10 protein-coding genes are annotated in these 16,206 nt (G+C 74.6%); 4 read left to right on the forward strand and 6 right to left on the reverse strand.

What is annotated here, in order from left to right:
* Positions 1-304: 304 nt before the first annotated feature.
* Together ABZ805_RS08970 and ABZ805_RS08975 are read left to right on the forward strand one after the other, a co-directional pair.
* Positions 305-1,681, forward strand: a complete 1,377-nt coding sequence (locus ABZ805_RS08970; RefSeq protein ID WP_358436552.1) for an Hsp70 family protein — start codon at positions 305-307, stop codon at positions 1,679-1,681.
* 77 nt (positions 1,682-1,758) lie between these two features.
* Positions 1,759-4,251, forward strand: coding sequence for a LuxR C-terminal-related transcriptional regulator (locus tag ABZ805_RS08975; RefSeq protein WP_358436555.1), 2,493 nt, complete (start codon positions 1,759-1,761; stop codon positions 4,249-4,251).
* 59 nt (positions 4,252-4,310) lie between these two features.
* Here ABZ805_RS08975 and ABZ805_RS08980 read toward each other — a convergent pair whose 3' ends face one another.
* Positions 4,311-5,351: an alpha/beta hydrolase gene (locus tag ABZ805_RS08980; RefSeq protein ID WP_358436676.1), complete on the reverse strand. Its 1,041-nt coding sequence runs from the start codon at positions 5,349-5,351 to the stop codon at positions 4,311-4,313.
* Positions 5,352-5,551: 200 nt separating this feature from the next.
* Here ABZ805_RS08980 and ABZ805_RS08985 point away from each other — a divergent pair, with 200 nt between their 5' ends.
* Together ABZ805_RS08985 and ABZ805_RS08990 are read left to right on the forward strand one after the other, a co-directional pair.
* On the forward strand, positions 5,552-6,112 hold the full coding sequence (locus ABZ805_RS08985) for an NAD(P)H-dependent oxidoreductase (protein WP_358436557.1): 561 nt from the start codon (positions 5,552-5,554) through the stop codon (positions 6,110-6,112).
* Between the two features lie 77 nt (positions 6,113-6,189).
* Entirely contained in the window at positions 6,190-6,678 is a 489-nt protein-coding gene (locus ABZ805_RS08990; RefSeq protein ID WP_358436560.1) for a DNA starvation/stationary phase protection protein, read from the forward strand.
* Positions 6,679-6,964: 286 nt separating this feature from the next.
* Here the strand turns inward: ABZ805_RS08990 and ABZ805_RS08995 are convergent, their stop codons facing one another.
* From ABZ805_RS08995 to purN, 5 genes are all read right to left on the reverse strand, one after another.
* Entirely contained in the window at positions 6,965-10,270 is a 3,306-nt protein-coding gene (locus ABZ805_RS08995; RefSeq protein WP_358436562.1) for an error-prone DNA polymerase, read from the reverse strand.
* The gene (locus ABZ805_RS09000) at positions 10,267-12,303 is read right to left on the reverse strand and encodes a DNA polymerase Y family protein (protein ID WP_358436565.1); all 2,037 of its coding nucleotides are present in this window, start codon (positions 12,301-12,303) and stop codon (positions 10,267-10,269) included. The genes ABZ805_RS08995 and ABZ805_RS09000 overlap by 4 nt, the downstream gene beginning before the upstream one ends.
* A complete protein-coding gene (locus tag ABZ805_RS09005) occupies positions 12,293-13,435 on the reverse strand; it encodes a hypothetical protein (protein ID WP_358436568.1) in 1,143 nt (380 codons plus the stop codon). Before ABZ805_RS09005 ends, ABZ805_RS09000 begins: the two co-directional genes overlap by 11 nt.
* A gap of 612 nt (positions 13,436-14,047) precedes the next feature.
* Complete coding sequence (gene purH / locus ABZ805_RS09010; RefSeq protein ID WP_358436571.1) at positions 14,048-15,613, reverse strand: bifunctional phosphoribosylaminoimidazolecarboxamide formyltransferase/IMP cyclohydrolase; 1,566 nt, start codon at positions 15,611-15,613, stop codon at positions 14,048-14,050.
* Entirely contained in the window at positions 15,610-16,203 is a 594-nt protein-coding gene (gene purN / locus ABZ805_RS09015) for a phosphoribosylglycinamide formyltransferase (protein WP_358436679.1), read from the reverse strand. Before purN ends, purH begins: the two co-directional genes overlap by 4 nt.
* Positions 16,204-16,206 lie beyond the last annotated feature (3 nt).

Consider the following 16,206-nt stretch of genomic DNA (forward strand, 5'->3'; position numbering starts at 1 on the left):
GTTACGTGTGACCGAGTGAAGGTCGTGCCCGATCCCTCACTCCCAGCGAGCACGCTACTGCGGGGCGTGCCCGCGGCCATCGGGTACGACTCCTAGTGATTGGGGGCACTGTTAGGGGATGTGGTCCTGACTCGACTAGGGGACCCATAGGGGGATCCGTCAGCACTCCGTGATCGGGCACGCGCTAAATTGTCACCGCCCTGAGCGTCATCGGGTGGTCACCCGACCGTGTGATCCGGACTTCCCCGGCCGTGCGTCCGGTACCGCCAGATGACCCCGGAAGGCGATCGCAGGAAGGGGTTGCATGCCTTACGTCCTGGGGATCCACGTGGGGGCCACGGCCACCTCGGCCGCCATCGCGCGGCGCGACGGCGGCAGATGGGGTGCGGCCACCCCACTACCGCTGAGTTCCACCGGGCACACCGTTCCCACCGTGCTGTGCCGGGTCCAGGACGGATCGTTCGTCGCGGGCGAGCAGGCGAGCAGGCAGGAGCTGACCCACCACGAGTGGGTCGTCCGAGGATTCACCCGCCAGGTCGGCGATGAAGCGCCGCTGCTGGTCGGCAGCGAGTTCATCTCCGCGCAGGCGCTGGTCGCGGCCGTCGTCGAATGGGTCGCCGACACCGTCGCCCACCAGCTCGGCCACCCGGCCGAGCACATCACCCTCGCGCACTCCGCGACCTGGGGACCGTTCCGCGTCCACCTGGTGCGCCAGGCGTTGGCCCAGCTCGGCCTGCGGGACGTGACGCTGGTGCCCGAACCGGTCGCCGTAGCCCTCGACTACGCGAGCAAGCAGCAGGTCGCCGAGCAGGACGCCGTCGCCGTCGCGAACATCGGCGGCACCGGGTTCGACGCGACCGTGCTGCGCCGCCGCGCGCCCGGCTTCGAGGTCGTCGGGTCCACTTTGGACACCGATCATCCGAGCGGGCAGGACCTCGACGACGAGGTGTTCTCCCACCTGCTGGGCGAATTCGACGAGCAGCTCGACGGGCTCGACGCGGCCGACCCGGGCCACCGCGCCGCGCTGGCCGCGCTGCGCGGCGACTGCACCCGTGCCAAGGAAGCGCTGTCCTACCACCCGGGCAGCACCGTCCGCATCGAACTGCCCGGGCTGCGCACCGACTTCGCCGTGTCCCGCGCCCGCTACGAACAACTCGCCCAGCCGCACCTGGAACGGGTGCCGGAGCTGTTGCTGCAGGCCGTGCAGTCCGCGGCGGTCGCGCCCGAGGACCTGACCGCGCTCGTGCTCGCCGGTGGCACCGCCCGCACCCCGCTGCTCAAGCGGCTCGTCGCCGAACGCCTCGAACGCACCCCGCAGGTCGACTCGGCGCCCGAGCTCGTCGCGGCCCGCGGCGCGGCGGCCTCCGCCGTCAGCGTGCTGTCCGGGGTCAACGAACGCCCCGAATCCGTCGCCGAGACCAGCGTCCTCGTCCGCGTCGAAGGGCCCGGCGCCCTCGACGTCATCGACGGCGAACCCGAGCGCGAAGCACCACCGCGGCCGCCGGTGCAGGTCGAACCCATGTACCTGGAACCGCCGGACGAAGACCGGCAGCGGATGTTCAAGATCCTCAAGCTGACCGCGGCGGCGCTGCTGATCATCGGCGGTCTGGTGCTGACCATCGTGCAGACGGTCGGCGGAACGTCGGCCCCCTCCAGTCCCATCCAGACCCAGCAGCGTTGACGAAACCCACTCGCACCCCTAAGAGTGATCCCGCCGAGTGACCCGCGAATCGAGGTCTCCGTGAACCGAGGAGTCCTGTGAACCACCGGACAGCCACCCCCCCAGACCTGGTGACCGGGCCCCGCGCCGTCCGGTTGTGGGAGTCCGTCGCCGCCGCGCCCGCCGAACCGGTGCAGGTCGGGATCCAGGCCGCGGGCGGGTCCGGCAAGACCGCCCTGCTCGACGAGCTCGCCGACGCGTACCGGGCCGCGGGCGTGCCGGTCGAGCGGGACGCCCGCCGCGCCGACCCCGCGGGCGCCGCCGTGCTCCTGGACGACGCGCACCTGCTCGACGACGGCGCGCTGCGCGCCGCCCGCGAACTCGCCGCCGACCCGCGGGCCCGGCTGGTGGTGGCCTACCGGCCGTGGCCGCGCAGCGCCGAGCTCGTCGAGCTCGTGCACGTCCTGGACCGCTCCGGACCGCCCGTCGTGCTGTCCGGGTACACCGCCGCCGACCTCGCCGCCCGCGTCGAGCGCGGTCTCGGCACCGCCCCGCCCGCCGAGTGGATCGACCGGCTGCTCGCGCAGACCGGCGGGGTCCCGCGGCTGGTGGAGGGCGTGCTGGCCGACACCAGCCCGCAGCACCTCACGTCGACCTCGGTGCCGTCCCGCATCGTCGAGCACGTCCAGCACGAGCTCACCGCCCTCGGCGGGATCGGCGCCCGGTGCGCGAGCGCCGTCGCCGTCGGTGCCGCCCCGCACCCCGACGTGCTGGCCTGGCTGCTGTCGCTCGACCCCGCCGACGTGGTGCCCGCGCTGTCCGCGATCCGCGCCAGCGGGCTCACCGACGGGGCGGGGGAACTGCTGCCGCTGGCGCGCCGGGCCGCGCAACTGCTCACGCCCGTCGACGAGCGGCTGGCGATCGCGCGCAGGCTGGTGCGGGTGCAGCTGGACCGCGGCCGGCCGGTGCTCGGGCTGCTGCGCCCGTTCCTCGACTCGGAGACGACCGCCGCCGCGGACCCGACGATGGCCGAGGCCTACGAGCAGGCCGGGGTCGAGGCCGCCGAGCAGGCGCCGGACCTGTCCTCGCGGTTCTTCGACGCCGCCGTCTCCGCGGGCACACCGCCCGCCCGGCTCGCCGCCCGCCGGGCCAAGGCCGCCGCGATCGCCGGGCACTTCGACGAGGCGCTGCGGCTCGCGGACGCGGTGATCGTGGACGAGACCGTCCCGGACCGGGCGCTAGGCGTGCAGGTCGCCGCCAGCGTCCTCGCCCACCGCGGACTGCCCGCCCGCTCCGCGCAGCTGTGCCGCTGGTCCGCCGAACACCTGCGCTGGCCGGGCGACCGCGCGTACGCGGCCGTGTCGCTGATCGGCACCGGGCGGCTCGCCGAAGCCGAGCAGCTGCTGCGGACGGTGGCCGACCCGGGCCCGCCGACTTCGCTGTCCGGGTCGTCCGACCAGCTCGTCGACGGCATCCGCGAATCGATCACCGGTAGCCCGGTCACCGCGCTGTCCCTGCTGACCCGGTCGGCCTCGCTGGCCGAACCGGTCGGCGGCGCCGCGCTGGTGCCGGACACGCCCGCCGCGATCGCCACCCTGGCCGCGCTGCACTGCGGCGAGCTCGACGTCGCCGCCTCCGTGGTGGGGCGCGCGATCGAAGCGGGCAGCGGCGGGCCGATGCTCGCCGTGCGGCACCGGCTGCTCGCCGCGTGGATCCCGCTGGCCCGCGGCGACACCCTCGGCGCGCGGGCCGCGCTGGACGCCGCCGCGCCCGCACCGGACTCGTTGCAGGCGCGGGACCGGCTGCTGGCCACCGCGATCGAAGCGGGCATCGCGAACCGGGACAACGACACCGCCGCGCTGAACGCGGTCCGCGGCCGCGCCCGGCAGGCCATCGCCGAGCACCCCGCGGACCTGTTCGGGCTGCTGGCGCTGGGCGAGCTCGCCGTGTCCTGCGCGCGGCTGCACGACCAGGACTGGGTGGAGCCGCACCTGGACGCCGCGTTCGCGCTGCTCGGCGAGCTCGGCGACCCGCCGCTGTGGACCGGCCTGCTGCGCTGGAAGTGCCTGCAGGCCGCCGTGGTCAGCGAGGACGCGGCGACGGTGCGCACCCACGTCGCCGCGCTCGAAGCGATGTCCGGGCACAACCCGATGTCCGCGGCGATGGCCGCCGCCGCCCGCACCTGGCAGGACGTGCTCACCGGCGACGTCGACCGCGAGCAGGCGGAGCAGGCGGCGCGCGGGCTGCACGCCGCCGGGCTCACCTGGGACGGCGCGCGGCTCGCCGGGCAGGCGGCGCTGCGCACCTCGGACCGGCCCACGATGCTCGGGCTGCTGGAGTGCGCCCGCTCGCTGCAGGGCAAACCGGCCCGGCCGCGCGCCGTCGGCGATGCCGGCGACGGGGTGCTCAGCGAGCGGGAACGGGAGGTCGCGGAGCTGGTGCTGTCCGGGCTCACCTACAAGCAGGTCGGCAAGCGGCTGTTCATCTCGGCGAAGACGGTGGAGCACCACATCGGCCGGATCAAGCAGCGCCTCGGCGCCGCCTCCCGGGAGGACCTGCTGGCCCGGCTCCGCGAGATCCTCGACTCCTGACGAGCACCCGGGTGGACGGCCCACCGGCACGGGCCGGCGGGCCGCTCACCCAGGGCGCGTCAGGTGAGGGCCAGGCCGGCGCGCAGGGTCCCCGAGATCTCGCTCAGCGCCTCGTTGAACCGGGTGCCCACCTGGCGCATGCTGCCGAAACCGTGGATCAGGTCGTCGAAGCGCCGCACCACCACCGGCACGCCCGCTCCGGCGAGCCGCCGCGCGTACTCCTCGCCGTCGTCGCGCAGCGGGTCGAACCCGCTGGTCACCACGTGCGCGGGCGGCAGGCCGCTCAGGTCTTCCGCCAGCAGCACCGACATCCGCAGGTCCGAGCGGTCCACCCCGGCGGGTGCGTACTGGTCGAGGAACCAGGTGATGTCCGCATCGGACAGCAGCAGCCCGCTGCTGAACAGGTCCCGGGAACGCCGCCGCGTCGTCATGTCCAGCGCCGGGTACATCAGCAGCTGGAAGGCCGGCTTCGGGCCCCCGGCCCGCGTCGCGTGGTACGAGACCACCGCGGCCAGGTTGCCGCCCGCGCTGTCCCCGCCGACCGCGATCCGGTCCGGCTCGGTGCCGAGCTCATCGGCGCGTTCCACCGCGTACCGGAACGCGGCCATCGCGTCGTCGAACGCCGCCGGGAACGGGTGTTCCGGGGCGCGCCGGTAGTCCACCGACAGCACCCGGACCCCGGCGGTCTTCGCGAAGTAGCGGCACAGGTCGTCGTGGCTGTCCAGGTCGCCGATGACCCAGCCGCCGCCGTGGAAGAACACCAGCAGCGGGCTGTGCTCGGTCAGCGCCTGCGGCCGGTACAGCCGGGCCGCGAGCTCGCCGTCCGGGGTCGGGATGCTGCGCTCGCCGACCGAGACACCGCCCAGCGGCGCCCGTTCCACGAGGGCGGTGGACTCCTCCAGCAGTGCGCGGGAACCGGCGGCGTCGCCGGTGGTGAGCTGGGTGCTGCCGGTGAGCGACTGCATCTTCAGCAGCAGCTGCGCGTCGAGCGAGAGCTCCTGGCCGTCGATCCGCCGCGGTGCTCCCGCGATGAGCCTGCGCAGCGGCCGCGGCAGCGCGAACGCGGCGTGCAACCCGGCGCCGAGCACGTGCGCGCGCATCCGGGGCGGGATCAGTTCGACGGCTTTCGACATGGCAAGACCTCCCGAGGACGGACCGTGCCCGGGAGGCTACTAGCAGGTAGTGGTGACCCGGGACACTGCCGTGGACCTTTGACTTCGAGTTATCTGGAGGTCGTAGCGTGATCGAGGTCCGGCCACGACCGCAGGACACCGCCGACCCCCGATGAAAGGATCTGAAGATGACCGTGACCGTGGTGGGAATCGGCGGTTCGGTGCGCCCGGACTCCCAGTCCGAGCGCGCGATGCACGCCGTTCTCGCCGGGGCGCGCGAGGCGGGCGCCGAGGTGCGCGCCATCGGGGGCGAGGACCTGGTGCTGCCGTTCTACGACCCGCACTTCACCGACCGCACCGAGGCCGCGCGGGAGCTGGTGGCCGCGTTGCGCGGGGCGGACGGGGTCGTGCTGGCGTCGCCGGGGTACCACGGCACCATCTCCGGTCTGATCAAGAACGCGCTCGACTACGCGGAGGACCTCCGCGACGACGCGCACCCGTACCTGGACGGCCGGGCGGTGGGCTGCGTCGGCACCGCGTACGGCTGGCAGGCGGCGGTGACCACGTTGCAGGCGCTGCGCTCGGTGGTGCACTCGCTGCGCGGCTGGCCGACGCCGCTCGGCGCCGCGGTCAACTCCTCGGAGGCCCGGTTCGAACCGGACGGCTCCTGCTCGGACCCGAAGCTGGGGGGCACGCTGCGCACCATCGGCACCCAGCTGGTGGGGTTCGCCGAGCAGCGCCGGGCGTGATTACCGGGCGGTCCCGCCGGGTAGCCGTCGGGGGACATACCCGAACCGACTGCGCACCCGGTGCGAGGAGGTACGCGATGACCGCCACCAAGTCCCCGATCTCCAGCCCGCTCGGCGACTCCGAACAGGACATCACCGGCAAGGCCTTGCAGGGGACCTTGCTGGACATGATCGACCTGCACCTCGTGGCGAAGCAGGCCCACTGGAACGTCGTCGGCCGGTTCTTCCGGGACGTGCACCTCCAGCTGGACGAGCTGGTCTCGGTGGCGCGCGGCTTCGCCGACGACGTCGCCGAACGCGCGGCCGCGCTGGGCATCTCGCCGGACGGCCGGGCCGCGACGGTGGCCGAGGCGTCCGGGGTGCCGCGGTTCGAATCCGGCTGGCGCAGCGACAAGGAGGTCATCACCGCCATCGTCGACGCGCTCGCCGTGGTGATCCGCAGGCTGCGCGGCCGGATCGACGAGACCGACAAGACGGATCTGGTGAGCCAGGACCTGCTGATCGCCATCGCGCAGGAACTGGAGAAGTCCCACTGGATGTGGCAGGCCCAGCTCGCGGAGTCCTGACCACCCACCCCAAAGCCCGGCCCGGCGTCCGCTCGAACAGACCGGCCGCCGGGCCGAACCACGTCACGCCGAAGCCGCCCAACCCGCCCGCCGTCTTGTCAGCGGCGAAGCCGCTGAGCGGAGACCACGCACGCAGCAGGACCACCCGCGGGTTCTCAGCGGGATTCTCGCGAGGACAGCGTTTTCGCCTGTGGCGGAGCCACCGGTGAAAACGATCCCGCAGCGAGAATCCCGCTGAGGTTCCGCCACCCCAGTGCTGCGCAGCAGAAGCGAGGCACCAGACGAGTCAGCAGAAGTCGCGGGATGTCGATGGGACCCGCATGTCGAGTCGCTGCAAGCGGTCCGCCCGCAGGTTCACCACCCCCTCGGAGCGCTCCACCGTGCCGCGCACCAGCAGCGCCGCGCTGCCCCGCGCCACCGACCGGTAGCGCGCCCACAGGCCCGGCGAGCACACCACGTTGACCATCCCCGTCTCGTCCTCCAGGTTCAGGAACGTGATGCCGCCCGCCGTCGCCGGACGCTGCCGGTGCGTCACCGCGCCGCCCACCAGCACCCGCTCCCCGTGCGCCACCTCGGACAACCCGGCCGCCGGAACCGCGCCCCAGCCGTCCAGCCGGGACCGCACGAACTGCACCGGGAAGCTGTCCGGCGACACGCCCGTCGCCCACACGTCCGCCGCGGCCAGCTCCACCCCGTCCATCCCCGGCAGCACCGGCGGCGCCGCCGCCGACACCGTGGTGCCCGGCAACCGATCCGGCCGGTCCGCCGCCGCGGCGGCCGCGTTCCACAGCGCCTCCCGGCGGGACAGGCCGAAGCAGCCGAACGCGCCCGCCGTCGCCAACGCCTCCATCTGCGGCGCGGACAGGCCCACCCGCCGCGCCACGTCCGGCAGGTCCGCGAACGGGCCGTGCTCGGCCCGCTCCGCCACCAGCCGCTCCGCGGCGCCCTCGCCGACGGTGCGCACCGATGCCACGCCCAGCCGCACCGCCTGCCCGCCGTCCGAGCGCTCGTCCGGCTCCAGGTCCGCCCGCACCCGGCTCGCGTTGACGTCCGGGCCGAGCACCCGCACCCCGTGCCTGCGCGCGTCCGCGGCCAGCGACTGGGGCGAGTAGAAGCCCATCGGCTGCGCCTTCAGCAGCGCCGCGCAGAACGCCGCCGGGTAGTAGCGCTTGAACCAGGCGCTGGCGAACACCAGCAGCGCGAAGCTCAACGCGTGGCTCTCCGGGAACCCGTAGTTCGCGAACGCCAGCAGCCGCGCGTACACCCGCTCCGCCAGCTCCTCGCCGATGCCGTTCGCCGCCATGCCCGCGAACAGCCGGTCCCGCAGCCGCCGCATCCGCTCCCCCGAGCGCTTCGCGCCCATCGCCCGGCGCAGCTCGTCGGCCTCCGCGGGCGAGAAGCCCGCGACGTCCACCGCCAGCTGCATCAGCTGCTCCTGGAACAGCGGGACGCCCAGCGTCTTCGCCAGCGCCCCCGCCATCAGCGGGTGCTCGTAGTCCCACTCCTCCAGCCCGTTGCGGCGGCGGATGTACGGGTGCACCGAGCCGCCCTGGATGGGGCCGGGGCGGATCAGCGCCACCTCCACCACCAGGTCGTAGAACTCGCGCGGCTTCAACCGCGGCAGCGTCGCCAGCTGCGCGCGGCTCTCCACCTGGAACACGCCGATCGCGTCGGCGCGGCGCAGCATCTCGTACACCGCGTCGTCGGCCAGGTCCAGCTCGCCCAGGTCCACCCGGCGGCCGTGGTGCTCGGCGACCAGGTCGATCGCGTAGTGCAGCGCCGAGAGCATGCCCAGCCCCAGCAGGTCGAACTTCACCAGCCCCGCGGCGGCGCAGTCGTCCTTGTCCCACTGCAGCACCGTGCGACCCGGCATCCGCGCCCACTCCACCGGGCACACCTCGCTCACCGGCCGGTCGCACAGCACCATGCCGCCGGAGTGGATGCCCAGGTGGCGGGGGAAGCCGAGCAGCTCGTCCGCCAGTTCCCGCACCTGCGCCGGGATCTCCTCGTCGGCGGGGATCTCGTGCCAGGACTCCACCCGCTTGCTCCACGCGTCCTGCTGCCCCGGCGAGTGGCCGAGCGCCCGCGCCACGTCCCGCACCGCCGACTTCGGGCGGTACGAGATCACGTTCGCCACCTGCGCGGCGTGCGTGCGGCCGTGCAGGCCGTACACGTACTGGATGACCTCTTCGCGGCGGTCCGACTCGATGTCCAGGTCGATGTCCGGCGGCCCGTCCCGTTCCGGGGCGAGGAACCGCTCGAACAGCAGCTCGTAGCGCACCGGGTCCGCGTTCGTGATCCGCAGCGCGAAGCACACCGCCGAGTTCGCCGCCGAACCCCGGCCCTGGCACAAGATGTCCTGCTCCCGGCAGAACCGCACGATGTCGTGCACCACCAGGAAGTAGCCGGGGAAGCCGAGCCGTTCGATCACCGCCAGCTCGTGCTCCAGCTGCCGGTACGCGGCCGGGTTCCGCTCCGGCGGGCCGTAGCGGTCCAGCGCGCCCCGCATCGTCAGCTCCCGCAGGTGCTGCGCCTCGGTGCGGCCCGGTGGCACGTCGAACGGCGGCAGCCGCGGCGCCACCAGGCGCAGGTCGAACGCGCACTCCCGGCCCAGCTCGGCGGCCGCGGCCACCACCCCCGGGTAGCGGGCGAACCGGCGCGCCATCTCGGCGCCGGACCGCAGGTGCGCGCCCGCCGACGGCGGCAGCCAGCCGTCCAGCTCGTCCAGGCTGCTGCGGGCCCGGATCGCCGCCAGCACCGCGGCGATCCGCTCCCGGTCCGGTGCGGGCAGGTGCGCCGCCGTGGACGCCACGGCCCGCAGTCCGCGGCTGCGCGCCAGCTCGTACAAGTCGTCGTTGCGCACCGAGTCCTCCGGCAGCCCGTGGTCGGTGAGCTCCACGGCCACGTTCTCCGCGCCGAACAGCGCCACCAGCCGGTCCAGTTCCGCGGCGGCCGCAGACGTCCCGCCCTCGGTCCACGCCGCGCGCACCGCGCCCTTGCGGCAGCCGGTCAGCACCAGCCAGTGCCCGTCGGCCTCCGCCGCCAGCTCCGCCAGGTCGTAGTGCGGGCGGCCCTTCTCCCCGCCGCGCAGCTGCGCGGTGGTGATCGCCCGGCACAACCTGCGGTAGCCCTCCGGGCCGCGGGCCAGCACCAGCAGGTGCCGGTCCGGCGGGTCCGGCTCGCCGGTGCGGGCGGAGGCCCGGCCACCGTCGCCGCCCAGGCCCAGTTCGGCGCCGAAGAGGGTGCGCACGCCGTGCTCGGCGGCGGCCTCCGCGAAGCGCACCACCCCGTACATGCCGTCGTGGTCGGTCAGCGCCACCGCTTCCAGGCCGAGGCGGGCCGCTTCGGCGACCAGCTCCTCCGGGTGGCCCGCGCCGTCCAGAAAGCTGAAGTGCGAGTGCGCGTGCAGCTCCGCGTAGGGGACGTCGGCGGGCGCGGGCGCGCCCCCGCCCCGGTAGGGCGCGCGGGTCCGGGTCCAGGCGGGGCTGTCGCCGCCGTCGCCGGGATACCGCTCGTCGCGCGGCAGGTTCCCGTTGCCGGACAACGCTTTTTCCAGCTCCGACCAGGTCTGCGGCGGGTTGAACCAGTTCACCGGTACACCCCCTGCACCCACCAGGCGGCGTTCTCGTGCACCAGCAGCAACGCCACCTCGCCCGGGTCGTCGTGGTCTTGGCCGTCGGGCCGGCTCTGCCGGTCCTGCCGGTCCTGCCGGTCGGGCCGATCTTGTCGGTCGTGCCGGTCGTGCCGGTCGTGTCGGTCGTGCCGGTCGTGTCGGTCGTGCCGGTCGTGCCGGTCGTGCCGGTCCTGCCGGTCCTGCCGGTCCTGCCGGTCGGGCCGATCTTGGCAGTCGGTCCGGTTTTGGTGGTCGCGCTGGTTTCGGCGGTCGCGCCGGCTTCGCCGGTCGGGTGGGTCTTGGCGGTCGGGCCGGTCTCGGTGGTTTCGGTGGTCGCGCCGGCTTCGCCGGTCGCGCAGGTCGGTTCGGGGCTCGTCCGGTCCGGTCTCCGGAGCGAGGACCACCTGCAGGCGCGCGAGCAGCGGCGAGGTCTCTCCCGCGGGGCCGGTGCTCCCGGCGGGTCCGGAACCTCCCGCAGGCCCGGAGCCCTGGTCCCACCAGCGTTCCCGCAGCGGCCACGGCCCGGCCCAGCCGACGACCTCCCGGCCGCGGCCGTGCACCAGCACCCGCCGCGGCGGTGCGGTCAGCTCCGCCCTGGCGGTGAGCCGCACCGGTTCGCCGGACGCGTCGAGCACCGTCGCCGGCCACGGCCGTTCGGGCAGCACCGACGGGGACGGCGCCGGTACCCGCCCCGGCCACGGCCGGTCCGGTTCCAGCCGCGGGTGGCGTTCCGCGCCCCACGGCACCAGGGTCACGCGGTCCCGCGCGTCGCGGCCGCCGGAGGGCACGCCCACCAGCACCCGGTCCGGCCCGAGCAGCCCTTGCACGCGCACGAACGCGCGTCCCGCGCGGGCGTCGGCGGCGCCGGTCGCCGAGTGCACCAGGTCCAGCTGGAGGCCGCCCGCGCCCACGACCTCCTCCGGGGACAGCGCCAGCACCGCCACCCCCGAGGTGGGGCGCGGTTCCCGTGCTCGGGCGCTGAGCCAGCCGTCGAGCTGCCAGCGCACCCGGTCCACGGTGTCGGCCGGGGTCAGCGGTTCCGCGCACCGCCACACCCGGTGCAGTTCTTCGCCGTGCTCGGTCCGCGCGGCGATGCCGAGCCGCGTGCAGGCGACGCCGCGGTCCGCGAGCAGCCGGTGCAGCCGTTCGGCCAGCGCTCGCGCCGCGAACGCCGCGGCGTCCACCCGGTCGACCGGCGGGTCCAGCTGCTCGGTGACCGTCAGTTCCGGTGCCGGGCGGCGCCGGTCCGGCGGGCGTTCCTCGGCGCCGCGGGCGGAGCGCTGCGCCAGCAGCGCGTCGGAGCCGAAGCGGGTGGTGAGGTCGCCGGGAGTCAGCGCGGCGAACTCGCCGAGCGTGCGGATTCCCAGGCGCCGCAACAGGTCCACCAGTTCCGCGCGGTTCGCGGTGAGCCGCTGCGCGGGCTGGTCGATCTCGCCGATGCCGAGCGGAGCGAGGAATTCCCCGCTCCCACCCGGTGGCACCAGCACGCCGCGCCGGGCCGCGAGCACCCCGGCGAACAGGCCGTCGGCCGCGCCCACCTGGCATTCCACCCCGGCCTGCGCGGCGACCTGGTCGACGAGCCGTTCCGCGGCGGCCTCCTCCGAACCGAAGTAGCGGGCGGGGCCGCGGGCCGGCACCGCGACCAGTCCCGGGCGCACCACCTCCACGCCGGGGGTGAGCTGTTCGATCGCGGCCACCACCGGCTCGAACAACCGCGCGTCCCGCGCCGGGTCGTGCTCGGACACCACGAGCTCCGGGCACCGGCCCTGCGCTTCCCGGCGCCGCATCCCGCGCCGGACCCCGGCGTCCCGGGCGGTCGCCGAGCAGGCCAGCACCCGGTTCGCGCTGAACACGGCAGCGGGTGCCAGCGGGTCGAGGTCGTCGGCGCGGGAGGCCGCCACCACCGGCCAGTCCGGACACCACACCAGGAACCGCCGCACCGCGGAGCCGTGCCCCGCGTCCGGAGCCGCGTCCGGCTCGGGCGAGCTGGGGCGGGTGCGGTCAGCAGGCATGGTCGCCGCTCCGCACCGGCCGCAGCGCCCGCCGCTCCCCCGTGAGGTCCGCCGCTGCTGGTTCCGGCGTTGCGGATTCCGGCGCTGCCGGTTCCGGCGTTGCGAGTTCCGGCGTTGCACCGGAATCCGGCGACGGAACGAGGTCCAGCGACGCCACCGGTTCCAGCGGCGACACGGTTCCCAGCGACGCAGCAGGTCCCCACGATGCAGCCGAGTCCCACGGCGCAGCCGACCCCACCGACGCGGCCGATTCCGGCCCCGCCACGGGTTCCCCTGCCGGAGCAGGTTCCAGCGACGTCGAGGCTTCCGTCGAAGCCACGGGTTCCAGTGGTGCGACGGGTTGCAGCGGTGCCGTCGGTTCCAGCGGTGCCGTCGGTTCGAGCGGTGCCGTCGGTTCGAGTGGTGCCGTCGGTTCGAGTGGTGCCGTCGGTTCGAGTGGTGCGGCGGGTTCCAGCGGGGTCGTCGTCTTCAGCGGTGCTGAGGGCCCGCCGCGCCCCGGCAGCAGCATCCGGCACGAGCGCGGCCGGGACGCCGCCCCGCGTCCGCCCGCGCGCACCGTGACTTCGCGTTCCCGCAGGTGACCGTGGCCCTGTCCCACGCCGCGCCACCGCGCCTGCCCGCACCGCAGCCGCACCTCGGCGCCCGGCCAGGCGCCGAACGGCAGCAGCACCGCACCGCGGTGCCGAGCCCTGGTGGACAACCGGCGGGCGTCGGTCTCGGTCACCAGCCCCGGGCGGCCGACCACGACCAGGTCCACCCCGTCCAGCAGGGCGGCGATCACGGCGACCGGGTCGTCCCCCGGATGCGGGACCAGGGCCAGCCGGGACAGTTCCACGCCCGCCTCGGACGCCGCGGCCAACCCGAGTCCGGGGAGCCCGACGACCGCCGCCCAGGAGCCCGCCGCCGTCGCCGCGGACAGCAGGGCGAACAGCAGGGAGGTCGATTCGTGCACCGCCACCGTGCTGCCACGGCGCAGGCCCGGCCATGGCAGCACGGCGGCGAATTCCGCCCGCGCAGGCAGCACCCGTCCCGCAACGGGATCGCCGCCCGCCTCGGCGGCCGGGGAAGCCACGGACACCCCGTGAGCCGTGGTCACCCCGTCCAACGCCACCAAGGACGTGCTCGCGGACATCCGCCGTCTCCCCACCTCGTTCGCAGGGATGCCCGACCCCGTCTCGGGCACCCACGTCCGCTGTGGGGAGACAGCGGTGAGGTCGTGCCGTCTGCACCCGAACGGCACCACCTCGTGGAACGACCGCCCCCCGACGGCGATCGCTCCGGAGTTCTTTCCGGTAGTTCAGTACTTCCGGCGGTCCCCGTTCCACTGCGGACCGCCGCCGTTGCTGTTGCGTCCCGTCCTCGACATCACCGTCCCGATCACTCTCGTCCGCACGCCCCCGCGACGCCCGGAGTCCTCCGGTCACCGGTGGCCCCGGGCACCCCGCCCCTGAGCCGCACCGCAGGCCGTTCCCGACCCCGACCGGAGGTCGAACCCTTGTTCGACTGACTCAAGTAAACCCTGGCCAGGAGTCCGCCGTCAAGGCGTTGACACCAAAGAGCGAACACAAGTTCGATAACAGCAGGTGGACGCGTCCCCGCCCCGAAAACCCGCCGCACACCCCCATCCTGCCCCGCCCCACCGACAACCCGGCGCGCACGCGAAGAGGGGCGGCGCAGGTCCGAAGACCCGCACCGCCCCTCCGCGGAAGCACCGCCCGGCCGACCAGGCCGGGCGCGGAACAGCTCAGTGGGCGAAGTGCCGCGTGCCCGTCAGGTACAGCGGAATCCCCGCCGCCCGGCACACCTCGACCGTCTCCTCGTCCCGCACCGAACCGCCCGGCTGCACGATCGCCCGCACCCCGGCGTCGACGAGCACCTGCGGCCCGTCGCCGAACGGGAAGAACGCGTCGGAGGCGACCACCGAACCGGAGACCCGCTCCCCGGCCCGCGCCACCGCGAGCCGCGCCGAGTCCACCCGGTTGACCTGGCCCATGCCGACGCCGACCGTGGCGCCGTCGTCGGCGAGCAGGATCGCATTCGACTTCACCGCGCGGCAGGCGCGCCAGGCGAACCGCAGGTCCGCGAGCGTGGCCTCGTCCGCCGCGTCGCCCACGGCGAGCGTCCAGTTCGCCGGGTCGTCCCCGTCGGCGTCGATCGCGTCGGACTGCTGCACGAGGGTCCCGCCGGAGATGGCCCGCATCTCGACCCGGCCGGAGCGCGGCGGCTGCGCGGTGAGCACCCGGACGTTCTTCTTCCGGGCCAGCACGTCGACCGCGCCGTCGGCGTAACCGGGGGCCACCACGACCTCGGTGAACACCTCCGCGATCTGCTCGGCCATCGGCACGGTGACCTCGCGGTTCGCCGCGATGACGCCGCCGAAGGCGCTCACCGGGTCGCACTCGTGGGCCTTGCGGTGCGCGTCGGCGATGTCCTCGGCGACGGCGATGCCGCAGGGGTTGGCGTGCTTGATGATCGCCACGCAGGGCCGGTCGTGGTCGTGGGCGGCGCGCCACGCGGCGTCGGCGTCCACGTAGTTGTTGTACGACATCTCCTTGCCGTGCAGCTGCGCGGCGGCGGCCAGACCGGTGGCCTCCCCGCCGGAGACGTACAGCGCGGCGGCCTGGTGCGGGTTCTCGCCGTAGCGCAGCGCGGACCGCCGCTCCCAGGTCTCGCCGAGCCAGCCGGGGAACGCGGCGTCGTCCCCGGTGGGCACCCGGCTCATCCAGCCCGCGACGGCCACGTCGTAGGACGCGGTGTGCCGGAACGCCTCCGCGGCCAGCTCGACGCGCTCGGGCAGCGTGAAGCCACCGGCGCGCACCTGCTCCAGCAGCCACTCGTACTTGCCGGGGTCGACGACGACGGCCACGTTGGCGTGGTTCTTCGCCGAGGCGCGCACCATGGCGGGGCCGCCGATGTCGATCTGCTCGATGACCTCGTCGGGCGCCGCGCCGGAGGCGACGGTGCGCACGAACGGGTACAGGTTGACCACCAGCAGGTCGAACGCCGGGATGTCCAGTTCGGCGAGCTGGTCGGCGTGCTCCGGGCGGCGCAGGTCCGCGAGCAGGCCCGCGTGCACCCGCGGGTGCAGCGTCTTGACCCGGCCGTCGAGGGCCTCCGGGAAGCCGGTGAGCTCTTCGACGGGCGTGACCGGCACTCCGGCATCGGCGAGGGTGCGCGCCGTACCACCGGTCGAGACGATCTCGACGCCTGCCGCGTGCAGCCCGGTGGCCAGGTCCAGCAGGCCGGACTTGTCGGACACGCCGATCAGCGCCCGGCGCACCGGCCGCCGTTCCTGCGAGTTCTGGGTCACGGGATTTCCACCTTCCGTCCCTGCACGGTCCAGCCGTGCCGCGCGAGCTGTTCCACGGTCTCCACGAGCAGCCGTCGCTCGACCGCCTTGATGCGTTCGTGCAGGCTCGCCTCGTCGTCGTCGGGCAGCACCGGCACCGCTTCCTGCGCCAGGATCGGGCCGGTGTCCACGCCCGCGTCGACCACGAACAGCGTGCAGCCGGTGACCCGCACCCCGTGTTCAAGGGCGTCGCGCACCCCGTGCATGCCGGGGAACGCGGGCAGCAGCGCCGGGTGGCTGTTCAGGTAGCGGCCGCCGTAGCGGGCGAGGAAGCGCTCCCCGGCGAGCTTCATGAAGCCCGCGGACACCACGAGGTCCGGTTCGTGCTCGGCGCACGCTCCGGTCAGCGCCTCGTCCCAGTCCTGCCTGGTGGCGTGGTCGGCGACGCGGCGCACGAAGGTCGGGATGCCGGCGCGCTCGGCGCGGGCGAGGCCTTCGATGCCGGGCCGGTCGGCGCCGACCGCCACGACGCGCACCGGGTAGTCGGGGCGCGCGGTGGCGTCGAGGAGGGCCTGCAGCAGGGTTCCGGAACCGGAGACCAGCACGACCACGCG

Origin of the sequence: Saccharopolyspora sp. NPDC047091, from assembly GCF_040643635.1 — a bacterium.
Lineage (GTDB): Bacteria > Actinomycetota > Actinomycetes > Mycobacteriales > Pseudonocardiaceae > Saccharopolyspora_C.

Coding starts and splice junctions, on each gene's coding strand:
- ABZ805_RS08990 (WP_358436560.1), top strand. CDS start 6,190: ATGACCGCCACCAAGTCCCCGATCTCCAGCCCGCTCGGCGACTCCGAA.
- ABZ805_RS08985 (WP_358436557.1), top strand. CDS start 5,552: ATGACCGTGACCGTGGTGGGAATCGGCGGTTCGGTGCGCCCGGACTCC.
- ABZ805_RS08970 (WP_358436552.1), top strand. CDS start 305: ATGCCTTACGTCCTGGGGATCCACGTGGGGGCCACGGCCACCTCGGCC.
- ABZ805_RS09005 (WP_358436568.1), bottom strand. CDS start 13,435: ATGTCCGCGAGCACGTCCTTGGTGGCGTTGGACGGGGTGACCACGGCT.
- ABZ805_RS08980 (WP_358436676.1), bottom strand. CDS start 5,351: ATGCGCGCGCACGTGCTCGGCGCCGGGTTGCACGCCGCGTTCGCGCTG.
- ABZ805_RS09000 (WP_358436565.1), bottom strand. CDS start 12,303: ATGCCTGCTGACCGCACCCGCCCCAGCTCGCCCGAGCCGGACGCGGCT.